This window comes from Lysobacter sp. Soil_N_23 (assembly GCF_057656135.1).
The window spans coordinates 89,342-107,936 of the sequence record NZ_JBDGKY010000015.1 but is presented as its reverse complement, the minus strand read 5'-3'; the positions used below and the strand labels follow the sequence as shown (position 1 = coordinate 107,936).

20 protein-coding genes and 1 tRNA gene are annotated in these 18,595 nt (G+C 67.7%); 12 read left to right on the top strand and 9 right to left on the bottom strand.

Translation table 11 applies throughout. The features are described from left to right. Window positions 1-300 precede the first annotated feature (300 nt). From rimK to AC3A3X_RS12610, 4 genes are all read right to left on the bottom strand, one after another. Window positions 301-1,206, bottom strand: coding sequence for a 30S ribosomal protein S6--L-glutamate ligase (rimK, locus tag AC3A3X_RS12625; RefSeq protein ID WP_487583372.1), 906 nt, complete (start codon window positions 1,204-1,206; stop codon window positions 301-303). Further along, on the bottom strand, window positions 1,203-1,670 hold the full coding sequence (locus AC3A3X_RS12620) for an ATP-dependent zinc protease family protein (protein ID WP_487583371.1): 468 nt from the start codon (window positions 1,668-1,670) through the stop codon (window positions 1,203-1,205). The genes rimK and AC3A3X_RS12620 overlap by 4 nt, the downstream gene beginning before the upstream one ends. A gap of 72 nt (window positions 1,671-1,742) precedes the next feature. Further along, window positions 1,743-1,816 (bottom strand) — tRNA-Gly (locus tag AC3A3X_RS12615). A 178-nt stretch (window positions 1,817-1,994) separates the two neighbouring features. After that, entirely contained in the window at window positions 1,995-3,806 is a 1,812-nt protein-coding gene (locus AC3A3X_RS12610) for an autotransporter outer membrane beta-barrel domain-containing protein (RefSeq protein ID WP_487583384.1), read from the bottom strand. 216 nt (window positions 3,807-4,022) lie between these two features. Between AC3A3X_RS12610 and thiS the strand changes: the two genes are divergently transcribed. From thiS to AC3A3X_RS12580, 6 genes are all read left to right on the top strand, one after another. Further along, on the top strand, window positions 4,023-4,223 hold the full coding sequence (gene thiS / locus AC3A3X_RS12605; RefSeq protein ID WP_487583370.1) for a sulfur carrier protein ThiS: 201 nt from the start codon (window positions 4,023-4,025) through the stop codon (window positions 4,221-4,223). Window positions 4,224-4,360: 137 nt separating this feature from the next. Then, entirely contained in the window at window positions 4,361-5,155 is a 795-nt protein-coding gene (locus AC3A3X_RS12600) for a thiazole synthase (RefSeq protein WP_487583369.1), read from the top strand. Beyond that, a complete protein-coding gene (trmB, locus tag AC3A3X_RS12595) occupies window positions 5,155-5,907 on the top strand; it encodes a tRNA (guanosine(46)-N7)-methyltransferase TrmB (protein ID WP_487583368.1) in 753 nt (250 codons plus the stop codon). The genes AC3A3X_RS12600 and trmB overlap by 1 nt, the downstream gene beginning before the upstream one ends. 42 nt (window positions 5,908-5,949) lie before the next feature. Further along, on the top strand, window positions 5,950-7,788 hold the full coding sequence (locus tag AC3A3X_RS12590; RefSeq protein WP_487583367.1) for an SLC13 family permease: 1,839 nt from the start codon (window positions 5,950-5,952) through the stop codon (window positions 7,786-7,788). A 75-nt stretch (window positions 7,789-7,863) separates the two neighbouring features. Continuing rightward, complete coding sequence (locus AC3A3X_RS12585) at window positions 7,864-8,700, top strand: helix-turn-helix transcriptional regulator (RefSeq protein ID WP_487583366.1); 837 nt, start codon at window positions 7,864-7,866, stop codon at window positions 8,698-8,700. A 131-nt stretch (window positions 8,701-8,831) separates the two neighbouring features. Continuing rightward, entirely contained in the window at window positions 8,832-8,975 is a 144-nt protein-coding gene (locus AC3A3X_RS12580; RefSeq protein WP_487583365.1) for a hypothetical protein, read from the top strand. 252 nt (window positions 8,976-9,227) lie between these two features. Here AC3A3X_RS12580 and AC3A3X_RS12575 read toward each other — a convergent pair whose 3' ends face one another. After that, complete coding sequence (locus AC3A3X_RS12575; protein ID WP_487583364.1) at window positions 9,228-9,551, bottom strand: Rieske (2Fe-2S) protein; 324 nt, start codon at window positions 9,549-9,551, stop codon at window positions 9,228-9,230. Between the two features lie 111 nt (window positions 9,552-9,662). Between AC3A3X_RS12575 and AC3A3X_RS12570 the strand changes: the two genes are divergently transcribed. From AC3A3X_RS12570 to pip, 6 genes are all read left to right on the top strand, one after another. Beyond that, complete coding sequence (locus AC3A3X_RS12570; RefSeq protein ID WP_487583363.1) at window positions 9,663-9,977, top strand: hypothetical protein; 315 nt, start codon at window positions 9,663-9,665, stop codon at window positions 9,975-9,977. Between the two features lie 6 nt (window positions 9,978-9,983). Beyond that, entirely contained in the window at window positions 9,984-10,718 is a 735-nt protein-coding gene (locus AC3A3X_RS12565) for a fumarylacetoacetate hydrolase family protein (protein WP_487583362.1), read from the top strand. 58 nt (window positions 10,719-10,776) lie between these two features. After that, a complete protein-coding gene (gene mscL, locus AC3A3X_RS12560) occupies window positions 10,777-11,178 on the top strand; it encodes a large-conductance mechanosensitive channel protein MscL (RefSeq protein ID WP_487583361.1) in 402 nt (133 codons plus the stop codon). Window positions 11,179-11,419: 241 nt separating this feature from the next. Beyond that, window positions 11,420-12,844 carry a M28 family peptidase gene (locus AC3A3X_RS12555; RefSeq protein ID WP_487583360.1) on the top strand — a complete coding sequence of 475 codons (1,425 nt, stop codon included), beginning with the start codon at window positions 11,420-11,422 and terminating at the stop codon, window positions 12,842-12,844. A 224-nt stretch (window positions 12,845-13,068) separates the two neighbouring features. Next, window positions 13,069-13,545 carry a helix-turn-helix domain-containing protein gene (locus AC3A3X_RS12550; protein WP_487583359.1) on the top strand — a complete coding sequence of 159 codons (477 nt, stop codon included), beginning with the start codon at window positions 13,069-13,071 and terminating at the stop codon, window positions 13,543-13,545. 79 nt (window positions 13,546-13,624) lie between these two features. Next, entirely contained in the window at window positions 13,625-14,605 is a 981-nt protein-coding gene (gene pip / locus AC3A3X_RS12545) for a prolyl aminopeptidase (protein ID WP_487583358.1), read from the top strand. On the opposite strand, the gene AC3A3X_RS12540 is transcribed toward pip, so the two are convergent. From AC3A3X_RS12540 to AC3A3X_RS12525, 4 genes are all read right to left on the bottom strand, one after another. Next, a complete protein-coding gene (locus AC3A3X_RS12540; RefSeq protein WP_487583357.1) occupies window positions 14,592-15,698 on the bottom strand; it encodes an NAD(P)-dependent alcohol dehydrogenase in 1,107 nt (368 codons plus the stop codon). The two genes, pip and AC3A3X_RS12540, sit on opposite strands and share 14 nt — an antisense overlap. A gap of 111 nt (window positions 15,699-15,809) precedes the next feature. After that, entirely contained in the window at window positions 15,810-16,925 is a 1,116-nt protein-coding gene (locus AC3A3X_RS12535; RefSeq protein ID WP_487583356.1) for an alpha/beta fold hydrolase, read from the bottom strand. A gap of 126 nt (window positions 16,926-17,051) precedes the next feature. Further along, complete coding sequence (locus AC3A3X_RS12530) at window positions 17,052-17,981, bottom strand: TrmH family RNA methyltransferase (protein ID WP_487583355.1); 930 nt, start codon at window positions 17,979-17,981, stop codon at window positions 17,052-17,054. Further along, window positions 17,971-18,555, bottom strand: coding sequence for a GNAT family N-acetyltransferase (locus AC3A3X_RS12525; protein ID WP_487583354.1), 585 nt, complete (start codon window positions 18,553-18,555; stop codon window positions 17,971-17,973). The genes AC3A3X_RS12530 and AC3A3X_RS12525 overlap by 11 nt, the downstream gene beginning before the upstream one ends. Between the last annotated feature and the right edge of the window lie 40 nt (window positions 18,556-18,595).

Genomic DNA, 18,595 nt, shown 5'->3' with positions numbered 1-18,595 from the left:
CTCCAGTCACCTGTTGCACACGCTGCGATGCGCGTCGCGCAGACAAACAAAGGCCCAAGCGCGGGGCCACCGCGCCTGGGCCAAAAGGGTATTGCCCCGATTACCGTAACCTGCATCGACCAGGTACTGACTTGGTAGAGCGGCAGTGCTGCGGTACCGACAGGCTACGCCGAATTCGATTAAACCGCTGTTAAAAACGCCCGTTAAAATTACGTTACGGGAAGGAGCGGCTTCCGATCTGTGTCGTCAATTTCGACAAATATCGGCCAATTTTCGGCCATCTCCCGTAAAAACACAGAATCAGCGCGAGGCAGCCTTTTTCGCGATTCTGCGTTTGAGCCGATCGGCGACGTAGCTGATGATCTCACCGGCCACGTCCACCCCGGTCGCATCCTCGATGCCTTCCAGGCCCGGCGACGAGTTGACTTCGAGCACCAGCGGGCCACGCGCACTGCGGATGAGATCGACACCGGCGACGCCCAGTCCGAGCACGCGTGCGGCGCGAATGGCGACATCCTGTTCGGCGGCGCTGGCGCGAACGCCCTTGGCCGAACCACCGCGATGGAGGTTGGAGCGGAAGTCGCCCTTGGGCGCCTGCCGCTTCATCGCCGCCACGACCCGACCGCCGACCACGAAGCAGCGCACATCGGCACCGCGCGCCTCCTCGATGAATTCCTGGACCAGGAAGTTGGCATAGAGGCCACGCAGGGCCTCGATCACGCCGCGCGAGGCCGACAGCTTCTCGGTCAGCATCACCCCTGCGCCCTGGGTGCCCTCGTTGAGCTTGATCACGTGCGGCGGCGCGCCGAGCATCGACAGCAGGTCGCCGGTGTCGTCGGGGTTGTCGCCGAACACCGTGGTCGGCAGGCCGATGTGCTCGGCCGCCAGCAGCTGGTGGCAGCGCAGCTTGTCGCGGGCACGCAGGATCGCGTCGGAGGAATTGGGCGTGACCGAGTTCATGAGCTCGAACTGGCGCAGCACCGCCGACCCGTAGCGCGTCACCGAGGCGCCGATCCGGGGGATCACCGCCTGGTAGCCGGCGATCGGCCGGCCCTTGTAGTGCATGCTGAATCCGTCGCTGGCGATGCGCATGTAGCAGCGCAGCGGGTCGAGCACGCGCACGCTGTGGTTCTGCTCACGCGCGGCCTCGACCAGGCGCCGGGTCGAGTAAAGCTTGCTGTTGCGCGACAGGATCGCCAGTTTCATTGCATTGATTTCACGATGGGCACGATCGCGCCCGAAATGGGCAGGCGGCCGTGCAGGAATGAGCGCGCGGGATCGACGGTGAACACCCTCGCCAGCGCAGTACGGCCCAGCAGCATCGGAAACAGCATGCCGCGCCGATCCGACAGATTGATTTCAACCACGCGCTCGACACCGGCCAGCGACAGCACCGTGCGGACGAACACCCGCCGGGTGCAGTGGCCGCCGGAATCGGTGACCTCGCGCTCGTCGTAAATCGGCGCAACCGCCTCGATGATGCCACCGCGCTCGCCCGGGCTGATCCTGAAGCCGACCCACGGCGCGCCGCCCTCGGAAAAGCGCCACTGCGCGTCCACGTGCAGCGCCGAACTGCGCGCGCCGCTGTCGACCTTGGTGCGCAGGCGCGCGATGCCAAGCTCCGGCAAGGAAGCCCACTCGCGCCAACCCAGTACGATCTTCGTTGCCATCGGGCCTCCGGGGCGGGCCGCTGGAAGGCAAAAGCGGCGGCCACTTTAAAGCAGGCCGCCGCTGCGAATGTTTGGAGCGGGTGATGGGAATCGAACCCACGCTAGCAGCTTGGGAAGCTGCAGTTCTACCATTGAACTACACCCGCGTGGCGGCAAGTCTATGCCGCGTCAGGATGGCGAGTCAAAGCGCTCGCGCGGGGGGCGACGGCGGGAGTGGGGAGCGGGAATAACAAGCGGGAAGAGGGAATGGACGGCAGCCGCAGCCAATGGCACCGCAACGCCGACACGCTACCGTTCCCTATTCCCTATTCCCGCTCTACAACCTCAGAACCCGCCACCAAGGCTGACGAACACGGTCGCGTCGTTGCCGCCCTTCTGACCGACCGTCACGCTGGTGCCGATGTTGGTCGCCAGGCCGAACAGCTGCGTGCGCGCGCCAAACACCAGCGTGCCGTAGTCCTGGTCGTACCGGGTACCGGGGACGGCGAACGGCGCCACGCCCGGCATCGAGCGCAGGCTGGCGAAGACTTCGTCGTCGTTGTCCTCGAACTCGTGGTCGTAGGTCAGCCTGGCGTACGGGCTCAGGTGCTCGTTGATGGTGTAGTCGACCTGCCAGCCGACGCTGCCGATCAGCGAGTCGTAGTCGCGGTCCATGAAGGTCAGGGCCGTGGCCTTGGTACTGTTCTCGTCATAGCCGTCGACCTCGATCGTCTGCGACAGCACCTGCACCACCGGGCCGTGCTTGAGCGAGCCCTCGCCGAAGTTCCAGCCTGCCGCGAAGCCGGCGCTGAGGTTGGTGCCGTCGGGCGAGCCGGTGTGGGTGCGCGAGGTCGGGCCAAGCTTGATCCGGCGCTCGACGTCGTAGGAGACCCAGCTGTAGCTCAGCTGGCCGTTGATCCACGCCGAGCCGCTGGTCCAGCCCAGGTAGCCGCCGAGGGTGGCGTCGTCCTGGTCGAACTCGCCGCGGTTGTTGCCCCAGTCCATCTTCTGCTGGCCGTAGCCGGCGAAACCGCCGTACACCAGGTCGCCGCTGGCCCAGTCGAGGCCGAAGCTCAGCGCCGGGCCCATGCCGTCGTAGTTGTCGCCGTCGCCGTAGCGCTGGAAGTCGCCGCGCACGTCGCCCCACCAGCGCATGCCCTCGCCTTCCGGACGCGCGCCGATCTGGGCGGCAACGCGGTCGGCGCGGGCGCGACCGATCACGGCTTCCGAATGCGGCAGCACGGCCAACTGGCGCGGGCCTTCGAGGATCGAGACGGCGTAGTCGCCGAGGATTGCGTGCGCCTTCGAGGACGGATGAACGCCATCGGCGAAGGCATACGTGTCCGGCGCGTTCGGCGCGGCATAGGAAGCCGGATTGCAGAACAGCGACGAGTCGCCAGCCGGTGCCGGTTGCGTACGGCAGGCCACGCCGGTGACGTTGGTGATGCCGTAGGGCGCCGGGTTGGCGATGATCTCGCCCAGCAGGTGGAAGGTGTCGAGCGGGATCACGCGCAGGTTGGCCGTGGCCAGACCGTTGAACAAGGCGGTGTTGTAGGCGGTCGCCAGGGCCGTGCCCTGTGCCTGCGCGACGGCGCCGCCGGCGCGCGACTGCGGCGTCAGGCCGAGGTCCGGCACGGTCGGCACCAGCACGTAGCGGGCGCCGGCGCTCTCCAGCGCGGCGACGTTGCCGACCTGGGCGGCTACCGCGCCGCCGATGATCGCTTGTGCCTGTGCCGGCGCCATGGCCGCCGCGAACAGGTCATTGGCGCCACCCCAGACGGTGTAGAGGGCATTGCCGTCGGCGCTGCCACCATTGCGGGTGAGGTAGCTGGCGATCTGCGTGCTCAGCGACGGAATCGGACCGAGGCCGCCGACGGCGTTGGTGCCGGTGCGGGCACCGCCGACGGCATAGTTGCTGCCACCCTGGTTGTCGCTCGCTGCGTTGGTGCCGTAGTAGTCGGCCACGTACTCGGCCCAGACCAGGCCCGGGTTGGTGGTGAAGCGTCCCAGCAACGCGCCGGACGGCCCCACTGCCTGCACCAGCGCAGGCCGGAAGTGACCGGAGTCGGTCAGGCTGTCACCGAAGAAGACGGTCTGCGAATACGGGTGGCTCTGGGCGAAGGCCGGTGCGGCTGCCAGCGCCAGTGCGGCGGCCAGCACGGAGCGAACGGGTGTCATCATTGAATCCCCTGAGAAGGCATCGGAAGGCGTGGGAAAGCGGTAGTTGGATGGCGACAGCAGTAGGTCCGCGGAGCCCACATACGCCCGCGGATGGACGCATCGAAACATGCGCGCCTGACACACTCACGCCGCAGTGCGTCAAAAAGCGTGCCGACACTGGCCTGGTGCCGTGGCCGCGGCGACAATAGCACCATGGAAATTCTCTTGAACGGCGAGCCGCGCGCGATTGCGGCCGACACCACGGTGCTGCAACTGTTGCAACTCGAAGGCCTGGGCGAGCGCCGGGTCGCGGTGGAAATCAACAGCGAGATCGTGCCGCGCAGCCGCCACGGCGAGCGTGCACTGGCCAACGGCGACCGGGTCGAGATCGTGCACGCGCTGGGCGGCGGCTGAATCGCCCCCCCTGTAGGAGCGAGCTTGCTCGCGAAGAGCCTTTCGGGCCCGGCCAAGGCTGTTCGCGAGCAAGCTCGCTCCTACACATACACGCGGCGCATGCAGGGCGCCTCGCGCGCGACTGCTAAACTGGCGCGATGACCGCCCCGCACCTCAACGACCCCCTCGTCATCGCCGGCAAGCCCTACGCCTCGCGCCTGCTTACCGGTACCGGCAAGTTCACCGGCCTGGAGCAGACCCGCTTGGCCACCCAGGCCGCCGGCGCCCAGATCGTCACCGTCGCCATCCGCCGCAGCAACATTGGCCAGAACCCGGGCGAACCGAACCTGCTCGACGTGCTGCCGCCGGACCGCTACACGATCCTGCCCAACACCGCCGGCTGCTACACCGCCGACGACGCCGTGCGCACCTGCCGCCTCGCGCGCGAACTGCTCGATGGCCACAACCTGGTCAAGCTGGAAGTCCTCGGCGACCAGAAGACCCTCTACCCCGACGTGGTGCAGACCCTCGCCGCCGCCGAGATCCTGGTCAAGGATGGCTTCGAGGTCATGGTCTACACCTCCGACGACCCGATCCTGGCCAAGCGCCTGGAAGAAATCGGCTGCGTCGCGGTGATGCCGCTGGCCGCACCGATTGGCTCGGGCCTGGGCGTGCAGAACAAGTACAACCTGCTCGAGATCGTCGAGAACGCCAAGGTGCCGATCATCGTCGACGCCGGCGTCGGTACCGCTTCGGACGCGGCCATCGCGATGGAGCTGGGCTGCGACGGCGTGCTGATGAACACCGCCATCGCCGGCGCCAGGGACCCGGTGCTGATGGCCCACGCGATGAAGCTCGCGGTCGAAGCCGGTCGCGCCGCGTTCAAGGCCGGACGCATCCCGCGCAAGCGCTTCGCCAGCGCCTCCAGCCCGGTCGACGGATTGATCGGCTGATGTCGGACCCCAGCACTCCTGCGCCCAAGGGCAAGGCGCCACCCAAGCCGTTCACCATCGAGGAAGGCCACCGCAAGGTGCGCAGCTTCGTGCTGCGGCAGGGGCGCTTCACCGAGGCGCAGCAGCGCGCGTTCGACCAGCTGTGGCCGCGCTTCGGCCTGGACTACGCCGGCGCACCCCGTGACTTCAACGCTACCTTCGGCCGCCAGGCCCGACGCGTGCTCGAGATCGGCTTCGGCAACGGCGAGGCCCTGCGCTTCGCCGCACAGAACGACCACGAGCGCGACCTGATCGGGATAGAAGTACACGCCCCCGGGGTCGGCCGCCTGCTCAATGCCCTGGCCGAGGACGGCAGCGACCACGTCCGCCTCTACCACCACGACGCGGTCGAAGTGCTGCACAACGAGATCGCCGACGGTTCGCTCGACGAGATCCGCATCTACTTCCCCGACCCCTGGCACAAGAAGCGCCACAACAAGCGCCGCCTGGTCCAGCCCGAGTTCGCCCGCCTGCTGGTATCCAAGCTCGCTGTCGGCGGACGCTTGCACCTGGCTACCGATTGGCAGGACTATGCCGAGCAGATGTGGGATGTGCTCGATGCGACGCCCGGCCTGGGCAACCGCGCCGGTCCGCGCGGTAGCGTGGAACGGCCGCAGTGGCGACCGCAGACCCACTTCGAGACCCGCGGCCAGAAGCTTGGCCACGGCGTGTGGGATCTTCTCTACGACCGCGTTCCATCGCGTGCTCCCTGAAAGCACGCGCCCCCTAAAAGCATGAGTCGCTAACGCCCCGGCATGGATACCGCGCTGACGCTCACCACCGACATGAAGCTCGTGCTCGGGCTGGTGGGCTTCACGATGGTGATGTTCCTGTTCGAGCGCATCCGCGCCGACGTCGTGGCCCTGGTCGTGCTGGTGCTGCTGGGCCTGTCGGGCCTGGTCGAGCCGGACGAGCTGTTCAACGGCTTCTCCGGCAACGCGGTGATCAGCATCATCGCCACGATGATCCTCGGTGCCGGCCTCGATCGCACCGGCGCCCTCAACCGACTCGCCGGCTGGCTGCTGCGGCGCGCGCACGGCGTCGAGCACCGGCTGCTGCTGCTGACCAGCGCGGTCGCCGGCATCAACTCCTCGATCATGCAGAACCCGTCGGTGATGGCGCTGTACATGCCCGTCGCCGCGCGCCTGTCCTCGCGCACCGGCCTGACCCTGCCGCGACTGCTGCTGCCGATCGCCTGCGCGATAGTGATGGGCGGTGCGCTGACCATGGTCGGCAATTCGCCGCTGATCCTGCTCAACGACCTGTTGATCGCCGCCAACAGCAACCTGCCCTCGGGCGCGGCCACGATCGAACCGCTGAAGATGTTCGCGCCGCTTCCGATCGGCCTGGCGCTGCTGGCTGCATCGCTGGCCTACTTCCACTTCTTCGGCGACAAGAGCCTGCGCGACGAGGACGGCAAAGGTGCCACGCCTGCGCGCACGCAGAGCTACTTCGCCAAGGCCTACGGCATCGACGGCGACGTCTACGAACTCACCGTCACCGCCGACAGCCCGCTGGTCGGCATGTCGCTGGGCGAGGCCGAGGCATTGCACAACGCGCCGCTGCTGCTGGCGCTCAAGAGCGACAACGAATCGCGGCTGGCGCCGCCGGCGGACACGCGCATCTGGGTCGGCAGCGTGCTCGGCGCGATGGGCCCGCGCCAGCAGGTCAGCGACTTCGCCCAGAACCATTTCCTGCGCCTGTCCTCGCGCCTGAAGAATTTCGGCGACCTGTTCAATCCCAGCCGCGCCGGCATTTCCGAAGCGGTGGTGCCGGCGACCTCGAAGTTCATCGGCAAGAACGGCCGCGACCTGCAGCTGCGCAAGCAGATGGGCCTGAGCCTGCTGGCGATCAACCGCGACAAGGCGGTGCTGCGCGAGAACGTCCGCGACGTCGCCCTGCGCGCCGGCGACATGCTGGTCTTCCACAGCATCTGGACCGACCTGGCGGTGGCGGCCGAAAGCAAGGACCTGGTGGTGGTCACCGACTACCCCAAGGGCGAGCAGCGTCCGCACAAGTTCAAGATCGCGATGGCGATCTTCGCCATCTCGATGCTGCTGGCGCTGTCCTCGCGACTGCCGGTGTCGATCGCACTGATGACCGGCGTGGCCGGCATGCTGATCGCCGGCGTGCTCAACATCGACGAGGCCTACGCGGCGATCAACTGGAAGACGGTGTTCCTGATGGCCTGCCTGATCCCGCTGGGGTGGGCGATGGACTCCAGCGGCGCGGCGGCGTGGGTGGCCGGTCACACCATCGAACGACTACCCACGGGCACGCCGGTGTGGCTGATCGAGATCCTGGTCGGCATCTTCACCACTGCGTTCTCGCTGGTGATCAGCCACGTCGGCGCGACCATCGTGACCGTGCCTCTGGCGATCAACCTGGCGCTGGCCGCGGGCGGCAACCCGGTTGCGTTCGCGCTGATCGTGGCGCTGTCGGCGTCGAACAACTTCATGACCGCGTCCAACCCGGTGATCTCGATGATCACCGGCCCGGCGGGCTACACGGGCAAGGAGCTTTGGAAGATCGGCGGGCCGCTGTCGTTGATCTATACGGTGGTGATCGTGGTGATGATCAACCTGATGTACTGATGGCCTGCTGTAGATGGCCTGTTGTACTGAAGGATGTAAGCTGCCACTCCGATGGCAGTACCTGACGCACCCGTCATGTCGGATTTGACCGCTCGCCCATTGCTCGACTCCGGCACCGTCGCGGTGAAGGACGTGCTGTGCCGGGGCCGCTGCCGCCACCGCAGTGCCGAGGAGTGCGCGGCGGTGACGCACCTGGTGTTCCCCTACCGCGGGCTGTACTTGCGTCATGTCGGCAACGACCAGTCGGTGGCCGACGCCAATCACGTGCTGTTCTTCAACGCCGGCGAGGCCTATCAGGTCAGCCATCCCGTGCAGGGAGGCGATGCCAGCCTGGTGCTGGCGACATCGCCGGCGCTGCTGCGCGAGTTGTCTCCGGCCACGCTGCTGCGACGACAGGACACCCCGGGCTTCCGCATGCAAGCGCTGCGGATCGACGCGCGGGCGCAGGTGCTGGTGGCGCTGCTGCGGCACAGCCTGCATCACGGCGTCATCGAGCCGCTGGAAGCCGAAGGCCTTGCGCTGACGCTGATCTGCCGCAGCCTGGGGCCGCGAACCGCGCATGCGACCACGGCCAGGCAAGGGCGACAACGGTTGGTGGACCGGGTGAAGGTGTTGTTGGCCAGCGATCTTGGCCGGCGCTGGAGCCTGGGCGAAATCGCCGAACAGATCGGCGGCTCGCCGGTGTACCTCACCCAGACCTTCCAGCAGGTGGAAGGCCTGCCGTTGCATCGCTATCACCTGCGCCTGCGTCTTGCGCGCGCGCTCGACCGCGTCGCCGATTGCGATGACATGTCGGCGCTGGCGATGGACCTGGGTTTCTCCAGCCACAGCCATTTCGCTGCTGCGTTCAAGCAAGCCTACGGCCGCACGCCGACCGAGTTCCGCGCCTCGGCACTGGCCAAGAGCGCGTGAACCGGGGCTTCGGCCTATTGCACGCATGGCGCGCGCATGGCCCGCGCATCGCTAAAGATTCCGACAGCGGCGACGTCTGTGCGGTGGTCTCCTGCACGTGCCCGGATGTCGGGCACGAACTGGAGAGCGTCATGAGCGAGAAGACCTGTGCGGTGTGCGACTACCCCCTGGACGGGAATGCCGTTGAGGTGACCATCGGCGGCCGCACCGTCGAAGTGTGCTGCGAGGAGTGCGCCCAGAAGCTCCGCGAAGCCGAGGCCAGTACCACCAAGTAATGGATGCCCAAGCGCATCCGTATACCGTCATCCCGGCAAACGCCGGGATCCAGGCCCTCACCGCTGCAGCCTCTTCACCGTCATCCCGGCGAACGCCGGGATCCATTGGCTCTTGCTCCCGCGCATGCGAAGCATGCGTCCATGGTTCCCCGCCTTCGCGGGGGTGATGGAGAGGGGTGGATAGGGGAAGTCGCTGGGTCCCCGCCTTCGCGGGGATGACGGTTTGCGGATGGTTCGCGGCTAACCACCGCCCTAAAGCCAGACCGCGCCGTCACGCACAGACACCGTCACCGCGCGCAGCGCTTCACCGCGGCACGGCCCTGCCACGCACTCGCCACCGCGCAGTTCGAAGCTCGCCCCATGGGCGGCGCAGACCAGCAGGCCGTCTTTGCTCTTGAGGAATTGGCCCGGCGCCCAGTCCAGGCGCCGGCCGGCGTGCGGGCAGATGTTGAGCCACGCACGCACGTGATCGCCGTCACGGTATAGCACCAGCGATTCAGCATCGCCGTCGATGACCGCCTCGACCTCGGCGAAAGTCCCGTCCGGCAAGCGTTCCAGTGGCAGCAGGGGTGACATCGGAACGGTGGCCTCGTGCGGAATGCTTAACGAAGTTCTCACACCTTCGCCCAACCCTGGCCCGATACTCGCTTGCCCGGCGTATTGCCGCATTGTGTCACGACGCCCCCGATGTTCGCCCAGACCTTCCGTTTCGACTCCGCCCAGTTCCAGCGCGTGCGCTCGGCTTTCGAGCCGCGCAAGCCCCGTCATCGCCTGCTGCGCTTCGCGGTCGGGGTGGTCGGGTTGGGCCTGTTGCTGGTGCTGGTGATGTTCAGCGTGGTCCTCGGCGCTGCGATGATCGCCGTCGGCATCGTCTACAAGCTATGGAAGGGGCGCGGCAAGGCTGCCGCCCGCGACCAGCGCATCGTCGAAGGCGAGTACCGCGTGGTCGACCAGCAGGTGCTGGAGGCCAACCGCACCCGCTCGCAGCGCGAAGCGCTGTAGTTCCCCATGGGCGACGTGATCGCGGTCCTGCCGCAACCCCGCGTTCCGGTTCACGGCAGCGCCGATCAGTTCTTCCCGGTTCACCGCATCTACTGCGTCGGCCGCAATTTCGCCGACCACGCCCGCGAGATGGGCGCCGCCGTGCCGGCCTCGGCGGCCGAACGCGGCAATCCGGTGTTCTTCCTAAAGCCCGCGGACGCCATCGCGCCCGGCGCGGACGTGCCCTACCCGCCCGGCACCCGCGACCTGCACCACGAGGTCGAACTGGTGGTGGCGATCGGCCGCGATGCGCCCGCCGGCGTGCTCGATCCGGCCGACGCCGGCACCCTGGTCTACGGCTACGCCGTCGGCCTGGACCTGACCCGGCGCGACCTGCAGGGCGAGGCCAAGGCCAAGGGCCTGCCCTGGGACACCGGCAAGGCGTTCGACCATGCCGCCCCGATCAGCGCGATCGTGCCGGCCGCGCAGGTCGGCGAACTCGGTCCGCGCAAGCTCACGCTGCAGATAAACGGCGAAACCCGTCAGGCCGGCTCACTGGCCGACCTGATCTGGACCGTACCGGAGATCCTGCACGAACTGTCGAAGCTGTACGCGCTGCGTGCAGGCGACCTGGTCTTCATGGGCACGCCCGCCGGCGTCGGCCCGCTGCAACCAGGCGACCGCTTCCATGCCGTGCTGGAGGGCGTGATCGAGCACTCCGGCCGCATCGTTGCGCGGACCGCCGACACCACGGCGGTATAGTCGGCCGCTACGGGCCTGCGCCCACAAGCCCTCGGGCAACCACGGAGACAGTGCAGCCATGGGAATGATCAGCGAGTTCAAGGAATTCATTTCGCGCGGCAACGTCGTCGACCTCGCGGTCGGTGTCGTGATCGGCGCGGCGTTCGGCAAGATCGTGACCTCGCTGGTCGACGGCATCGTCATGCCGGTGGTGGGCGCCTTCACCAAGGGTGCCAGCGTCACCGACTGGAAGTACGTGCTCAAGCCGGCGCAGCTGGATTCGGCCGGCAAGGAAGTCGCCGCCGAACTGGCCATCAAGTACGGCTTGTTCATCCAGACCATCATCGACTTCCTGCTGATCGCGCTGGTGATCTTCCTGGTGCTCAAGGCCTACAACCGGGTGCGCGCGCCGGCCGCGGCACCGGCGGTGCCGGAAGACGTGCTGCTGCTGCGCGAGATCCGGGATTCGCTGAAGAAGTAGTCGTTGTTCCCTTCTCCCGCACGCGGGAGAAGGTGCCCGGAGAGCCTGCCCCGTACTTGATACGGGGGCGGATGAGGGCTTGCCGTTGCTGCTGCCCTCACCCCAACCCCTCTCCCGCAAGCGGGAGAGGGGTTATTGACTGGTTCCGCCAAAGCGCGCACACCTGCGCGTGACCATAGGCACCCCACCGCGAACCGGCGAATTGCTACGCTCGCGGTTTCGACTTCGGGGAGTCCTTTTGATGCGTGCAACGTTGTCGGTGGCCATCGCCACCCTGCTTTCGGCCGCCGTGCTTTCCACCAGCGGCAACGCCGCAGCCGCACAAGCGACCACGCGCATCCCCGACAAGGCCATCGCCACCGCCGAGCAGCTGCGCGAAACCGCGCTGGCCAGCGACCTGGGTTACCGCATCACCGAATCGCTGACGACCGAAGTCGGCCCGCGCCTGGCCGGCAGCGAAGCCGATGCGCGCGCCGTCGCCTGGGCGGTGGCCAAGTTCAAGGAGCTGGGCTTCGACAAGGTCTGGACCGAGCCGGTCACCTTCCCCAAGTGGGAGCGTCGCGGCGAGAGCGCACGCGTGCTCGGCGCCAATGCGCAGCCGCTGCACCTGACCGCGCTCGGCGGCAGCCCGGCCGGCACGGTCGAGGGCGAGGTCGTGCGCTTCGCCGACCTGGCCGCGCTGGAGGCCGCCCCTGCCGGCTCGCTTAACGGCAAGATCGCCTTCATCGACTACAAGATGGAACGCGCCCGCGATGGCGCCGGCTACGGTCCCGGTTCGCGCGTGCGCAGCCGCGGCCCGTCGGCGGCGATCCGCGCCGGTGCAGTGGCCTACCTGATGCGTTCGGTCGGCACCGATTCGCACCGCAATCCGCACACCGGCATCACCCGCTTCGATGAAGGCCTGACGCCGATTCCGTCGGCCGCATTGGCCGTGCCGGACGCCGACCAGCTCGCGCGCCTGCTTGCACGCGGCCCGATCAAGGTGCGCGTCGCGCTGGACTGCGGCTGGGATGGCGAATACACCTCGGCCAATGTCATCGGAGAAATCCGGGGCGCCGGCAAGCCCAACGAAGTGGTGGTGATCGGCGGGCATCTGGACTCGTGGGACCTGGGCACCGGCGCGATCGACGACGGCGCCGGCGTCGGCCTGACCATGGCCGCCGGCAAGCTGATCGGCAACCTCAAGCAGCGCCCGGCGCGCACCATCCGCGTGGTCGCCTTCGCCAACGAGGAACAGGGCCTGCACGGTGGCAAGGCGTATGCGAATGCGCACATCGCCGACCTGCACAAGCACCAGATCGGCGCCGAGAGCGACTTCGGTGCCGGCCGCATCTACGAGTATTCGAGTTCGGCACCGGAGTACGCCAGCCAGGCGGACGAGCAGATCGCGCAGGCGCTGGCACCGCTCGGCATCGCGCATGCGCCCGGCAAGGGCGGTCCCGGCCCGGACATCAGTCCGTTCGCCGAGAAGGGCCTGGCCTGGGCGCGCCTTGCGCAGGACGGCAGCGACTACTTCGACCTGCACCACACGCCGGACGACACTTTCGACAAGATCGATCCGAAGGCGTTGGCGCAGAACGTCGCCGCCTATGCGGTGTTCGCTTATCTGGCGGCATCGGCGGAAGGCAGCTTCGGCAGCGAGCCGAAGGTGGAAGCGGGCAAGTAATTTGCCGAGCGGGGATTGAAGCGTGAGCGGTGCGTGTGGAGCGCTCGTGACGCCGATGTAATCCCCGCGTCAACGCGCCCAGCCGCTCGTCGGCTGGAAGCCCGGGGCAGCGCATTCAGCCGCCCGCAGCGACTGTTTGCCACGCCGAGGTAATGACGATGCGAGCGTGCGGGCGCAGACTCCACGCGTCTTCCCGGACAGGATGAAGCGATCGGAGCATCTCGATGAGAACTCCAACGATCGATGCGTCGCCGCGGGAGCACGCCGCCCGCGGCAGGCCGAGGGCATCCCGGGTCGACACGGTCTCGCGGGTGCTCGAACTCATTGACCAGCAGCATTGGCCGTTGCGCCTGGCCGACCTGTGCCGGGTGACCGGCATCAGCGAGCGCACGCTGCGCACCATCATCAAGGAACAGTTCGACCTCGGTCCGAGCCGTTACCTGCGCCTGCGCCGATTGCAGATGCTGCACGATGCGCTCGAACACGCCAGCCCCTACGACACTACGGTGGCGGCCATTTCGGCGCGCTTCGGATATGCGCACGGCGGCCGCATGGCCTCGGAGTACCACGAACTTTTCGGCGAGTATCCAAGCCAGACGCTGGGCCATCAGCTCGCGCAGGCACGCAGCGAGAGTTCGGCCGGCGCCATGTTCGCGACCTTGCCCGAGCCCGCGCCGGAGCATTCGCGCGATCAGCACTGACTGCGGCGAATGCGGTGCGGGTGCGAACCCCGGGCGCGCATGCAAGACTCAGGGTCCGCGATCAACCAGGACCCCGACCGTGCGCGACCTGTATCCGGAGATCGAGCCCTACCGCAGCTTCCGTCTTGCCGTGGACCCGATCCACGAGCTCCACGTAGAGGAATGCGGCAATCGCGACGGCATTCCGGTGGTGTTCCTGCATGGCGGGCCGGGCGCGGGCATCTCGCCCTACCATCGCCGCTTCTTCGATCCGGCCAGGTACCGGATCGTGTTGTTCGACCAGCGCGGTGCAGGCAAGTCGACACCGCATGCGGAGCTGCACAGCAATACCACCTGGCACCTGGTGGCCGACATCGAAACGATCCGCGAGCGCCTGGGCATCGAGCGCTGGGCCGTGTTCGGCGGCTCCTGGGGATCGACGCTGGCACTGGCCTATGCGCAGTCGCATCCCGACCGCGTCACCGGTCTGGTGTTGCGCGGCATCTTCCTCGGCCGTTCGTACGAACTGCGCTGGTTCAACGAACTCGACGGCGGCGCTTCGCAGATCTTTCCCGAGCGCTGGGCGCACTATCTGGCGCACATTCCGGAACACGAGCGCGGCGACATGATCGAAGCCTACTGGCGCCGCCTCGACAGCGAGGACGAGGCGACGCGCCTGGCAGCGGCGCATGCGTGGGGGCATTGGGAAGGCGGCAGCACCACGCTGCTGCATGACCCGGACGAACCGGGCAATTTCGCCGACCCGCAGCTGGCGCTGGCCGTGGCCCGCGCCGAGGCGCACTACTTCCGCCACGGCATGTTCCTCGAACACGACCAGCTGCTGCGCGACATCGACCGCATCCGCCACATTCCCGCCACCATCGTGCACGGCCGCTACGACATCATCTGCCCGGTGCGTGCGGCGTGCGACCTCGCTGCGGCGTGGCCGCAGGCGCTGCTGCGGATCGTGCTGGCCGGCCACAGCGCCGCGGATCCTGCAATCGTCGACGCGCTGGTGGAGGCCACCGACGCCCTGGCAACGGAAGCCTCGACGCAGCGCGCGGCGGTCACGGCACCATGATGATCACCTTGCCGCGGGCGCGACCGGTCTCGAGATAGCGGATCGCCTCGGGCAGTTCCGCCAGCGGATACGTGCGATCGATGACCGGGGTGACCTTGCCCGCCGCCATCAGGTCGGCGAGAACGGTCAGGTCTTTCTGGTTGAGCTCGGCCAGCACCATGCCCATGTCCTGCGGCACGAACCACGATGTCACCGCGGCGCCGATCGGCTTGATCATCGCTCCGACCCAGCGACCGTCGTCGGGCCCGCCACCGCCGATCAGCACGTAGTGGCCATCGGGCTTGAGCACGCGCCGGTTCTCGGCAAGGGAGCGGTTGCCGACGTTGTCGAGGATCACGTCGTACTTCTGCGTGCTCCGCGTGTAATCGGTGGTCTTGTAGTCGATCACCTGGTCGGCGCCGAGCGAGCGCACCAGCGCGACGTTGCGCGTGCTGCATACGCCGGTGACGTTGGCCCCCATCGACTTTGCGATCTGCACGGCAAAGGTGCCGACTCCGCCCGAGGCGCCATTGATCAGCACGCTCTGCCCGGCCTGCAGCTTTCCGCCGTCGCGAAGACCCTGCAGCGCGGTGATCGCGGCGATCGGTACGCCGGCCGCCTGTTCGAACCCGAGGTTGGTGGGCTTGGCGACGATCGCGCGATCCTGCTTGACCGTGACGTACTGGGCGAAGGCGCCGGTGCGGCCACCGAATACCTCGTCGCCGGGTTTGAACCGGGTTACGCCCTTGCCAACCGCTTCGACCGTGCCGGAAAAATCGACGCCCAGCCGGATCACTTCCGGTCGGCGCAGGCCGGTGCCGATGCGCATCAGATAGGGCGTTCCGCGCATGTAGTGCCAGTCGAGCGGGTTGGCCGCGGCGTTGCGCACGCGCACCAGCACTTCATCGTCCGCCGGGACCGGCGTTTCGACTTCGCCGTAACGCAAGGTCTCGGCGGTGCCGTAATCGCAATAGGTCACCGCCTTCATCGGATGCACCGGCAACGCCACCGGATCACTGCAGGCGTTGTCCGAACGCCACCAGGCGACCAGGAACGCCAGCATCGCAAGCACCACCGCGACAGCGCCGAAGCCTGCCACGCGCTTGAGTTTCATGTGGTCCCCTCCGCACCCGTGTCGCCCCGGTTGCCGGTGCGCTCCAGTGTCAGCGGACGATTGCACCAGAAAAGTTAAGTCGGCGTGACCGATCGCAGGGGAGGCCGCCGCTCAGCGGCGCGGCGGCGCCTCGCCGGTGGCCAGCGGCCGCACGTACTGCAGCAGGCTGGTGAGGGTCTTGCCCGGTTCCTCCCACGGCATCATGTGGGCGGAGCGCTCGAACCAGACACCGTGCTTGTACGGCGCCTTGAGCTGACGCAACCAGGCTTCGGTCGGTTGCGACGGGGTGGTGTAGTCGTGGCGCCCCATGAACATCACCACCGGTATCGGGAACGAACGCACGCCCTTGAAGTCGACCTCGAGGAACTCCGGCAGCAGCCGGCCGAGGCTGAAAACGCTGCCCAGGTTGATCGCGCAGCGATCCAGGTCGTTGTAGTCGGGCGACAGACGCGGGCCGCGATAGTAGTAGTCGGAGTCCTCGCGGAAGGCGGTCAGGCCACCGTAGAACTGCGGCCACTTGCGCGCCAGGACGATGCGGTCGCGGGTGATCGGCGTGTCACCCGGGTACGGCGCGATCGATGCCAGCTCGGCAATTGCCTCGTGGTTGTTGTGCGCCCTGGCCTGCTCGACGCCGTAGTCGTAGCTGATGCGCTCGTTGTCGCGGGTGTTGATGACCTGGCCGATGCCGACGTAGGCGTAGAAGAGGTCCGGACGCTTGAGGGCGGCACCCATGCCGACGATCGTGCCCCAGCTGTGCCCGACCAGGATCAGCTTGTCCTTGTGGTAGCGCTTGCGCAGGTACTCGGCCACCTCGATCGCGTCGTCGACGTAGCGCTGGATGTGGATGCTGTCACCGATCGACTCGGGCGGCGTGGTCTCGTTGTAGGTCTTGCCGGCGCCGCGCTGGTCCCAGTTGACGACCGTGAAGTACTCCTCCATCGGCCGCTGGAACTGCCAGGTCGTCGGCGTGATCGGCGCGGCCGGACCGCCGTGGACGAACAGGATCATCGGGTTGTCGCGGTCCTGGCCGCGCACGTTGAGCCACTGCTCGATGCCGCCGATGCGGGTCTTGTAGGACTCCTGCACACCGGTCGGCGCAACGATGTGCTGCATGTCGGCGATGATTTCCCGCGACGGTTCGTAGGACGAACGGTCCGGACATTCCTGTGCCTGCGCGGACAGGCAAGCGGCCATCAGGGCCGCCAATGCAAACGATCGCTTGATCATGAAAGCTCCTTGGGAAGGCCGGCGGAACGCCGCCGGCCTTGAGCCAAGGGATACGATCAGCGTCGCAGCGGTTGCAATGGAATGGGCCGGGTCGCGAGCGAGCTCGCTCCTACAAGGGCGGTGGTGCTAGCTGCGCGCGCGCCAGCTGGCCAGCAAGACCGCCGCAGCGGATGCGACATTGAGGCTCTCGACCGCGCCCGTTCCCGGAATCGACAGGCGCAGGTCGCACGCCGCGGCCAGCTCGCGATCCATGCCCTCGCCTTCCGCGCCGAGCACGTAGATCACGCGCTGCGGCAGCGGTGCCGAGAACAGGTCGCTGCCGCCCTGCACGACCGTGGCGGCCAGGGTGAATCCGGTGCTGCGCAGTTGCGCGATGGCGTTGTCGGTGCGCCCCAGGCGCACCATCGGCACGACCTCGGCGCCGCCTTCGGCGACGCGCGCCGCCGCGCCCGACAGCGACAGGGTCGAATGCTTCGGCAGCAGGATCGCGCCGACGCCGAAATGCGCGGCCGAGCGCAGGATCGCGCCGAAGTTGTGCGGATTGCCGACGCCGTCGAGCCAGATCGCGCACTGAGGACCCGCCGCCAGATCGCGCAGCCAGTTCGACAGTGCCAGCGGTTCCTCGCGCAGGACGTCGGCGACGACGCCTTCGTGGTGGGTACTGGCGGCCAGCTTGTGCAGGTCTTCCTCGTCGACCACGCGATAGCCGACGCGGTTGGCCGCGCACCATTTCAGGATCGGTTGCAACGCCGGGATACGCGCTTCGGCCAGGTACAGCTTGCGGATCGCCTGCGGGCGCTTGGCGAAGACGGCGCGCACGGCATTGAGCCCGTACAGGCGCAGCTCGACGTTGCGACGATCGCGCGCCGACGGACCCAGCTCATGGTCGCCTTCGTGTGAAGGTTCGGCCGGACGCGGCGCGTAGGGCGCCCGTGGTGCTCGCGCCTCACGTTCGGAAGGGGCTTCGCCGCGATCGCGCGGCGGGCGACCCCAGGGCTGGTCGGTAGGAGGCTGCCGCGGGCCACGCGGCGGTTTGCCCGGCGGATCATGTCGCATCTGTCTGCTTCCTTCTCATTGGCGGGCACACCTTCGCGAACACGCGCAGGTCATGCACCTCGCCGAACTTCACCACGGCGCAGCGTTGTGCGCCCTCTTCTTCGAATCCGTTCTTCTGCAGGACGCGCGCCGACGCGGGATTGCTGTCGAGCACGGTGGCCTGCAGGCGGTACAGCTCCAGTTCGCGCATCAGCCACGGGGCATACAGTGCCACGACCCGTGTCATCGTCCCGCGACCCCACAGGGCCTGGCCGAGCCAGTAGCCCATCTGCGCGCAGTGCCGACGATCGGCCTGGCCCACCACGGCTCCGATGCCGCCGCAGGCGCGGCCGTCGACTTCGATGGCGAAGACGGGGGCGTCCAGGTCGACCACTTCGCCGGCAAGGAAGCGCTCGCCGTCCTGGCGCGTGTAAGGGTGCGGGAAGCGATCGCTGAGGCCGCTGACGATGGCAGGATCGTCGGCATGGACCAGCAGGTCGTCGAGGTCGTCGCGGCGCCATGGCCGCAGTACGAATCCGTCACCGGTCAGGCGCACGTCGCGAAAATCGTGCCGGTGGGGAGGTGCTGCGGACATGCCGCAAGGGTAACGGTTGCGGCGGTGGCGAGCCATCACT

Bases quoted from the DNA above. Each gene is read 5' to 3' on its own strand.
- AC3A3X_RS12535 (WP_487583356.1), bottom strand. From the start codon at position 16,925: ATGATCAAGCGATCGTTTGCATTGGCGGCCCTGATGGCCGCTTGCCTG.
- AC3A3X_RS12585 (WP_487583366.1), top strand. From the start codon at position 7,864: ATGTCGGATTTGACCGCTCGCCCATTGCTCGACTCCGGCACCGTCGCG.
- AC3A3X_RS12565 (WP_487583362.1), top strand. From the start codon at position 9,984: ATGGGCGACGTGATCGCGGTCCTGCCGCAACCCCGCGTTCCGGTTCAC.
- AC3A3X_RS12575 (WP_487583364.1), bottom strand. From the start codon at position 9,551: ATGTCACCCCTGCTGCCACTGGAACGCTTGCCGGACGGGACTTTCGCC.
- AC3A3X_RS12600 (WP_487583369.1), top strand. From the start codon at position 4,361: ATGACCGCCCCGCACCTCAACGACCCCCTCGTCATCGCCGGCAAGCCC.
- rimK (WP_487583372.1), bottom strand. From the start codon at position 1,206: ATGAAACTGGCGATCCTGTCGCGCAACAGCAAGCTTTACTCGACCCGG.
- mscL (WP_487583361.1), top strand. From the start codon at position 10,777: ATGGGAATGATCAGCGAGTTCAAGGAATTCATTTCGCGCGGCAACGTC.
- AC3A3X_RS12555 (WP_487583360.1), top strand. From the start codon at position 11,420: ATGCGTGCAACGTTGTCGGTGGCCATCGCCACCCTGCTTTCGGCCGCC.
- AC3A3X_RS12540 (WP_487583357.1), bottom strand. From the start codon at position 15,698: ATGAAACTCAAGCGCGTGGCAGGCTTCGGCGCTGTCGCGGTGGTGCTT.
- trmB (WP_487583368.1), top strand. From the start codon at position 5,155: ATGTCGGACCCCAGCACTCCTGCGCCCAAGGGCAAGGCGCCACCCAAG.
- AC3A3X_RS12590 (WP_487583367.1), top strand. From the start codon at position 5,950: ATGGATACCGCGCTGACGCTCACCACCGACATGAAGCTCGTGCTCGGG.
- AC3A3X_RS12525 (WP_487583354.1), bottom strand. From the start codon at position 18,555: ATGTCCGCAGCACCTCCCCACCGGCACGATTTTCGCGACGTGCGCCTG.
- AC3A3X_RS12580 (WP_487583365.1), top strand. From the start codon at position 8,832: ATGAGCGAGAAGACCTGTGCGGTGTGCGACTACCCCCTGGACGGGAAT.
- AC3A3X_RS12530 (WP_487583355.1), bottom strand. From the start codon at position 17,981: ATGCGACATGATCCGCCGGGCAAACCGCCGCGTGGCCCGCGGCAGCCT.
- AC3A3X_RS12620 (WP_487583371.1), bottom strand. From the start codon at position 1,670: ATGGCAACGAAGATCGTACTGGGTTGGCGCGAGTGGGCTTCCTTGCCG.
- AC3A3X_RS12550 (WP_487583359.1), top strand. From the start codon at position 13,069: ATGAGAACTCCAACGATCGATGCGTCGCCGCGGGAGCACGCCGCCCGC.
- thiS (WP_487583370.1), top strand. From the start codon at position 4,023: ATGGAAATTCTCTTGAACGGCGAGCCGCGCGCGATTGCGGCCGACACC.
- AC3A3X_RS12570 (WP_487583363.1), top strand. From the start codon at position 9,663: ATGTTCGCCCAGACCTTCCGTTTCGACTCCGCCCAGTTCCAGCGCGTG.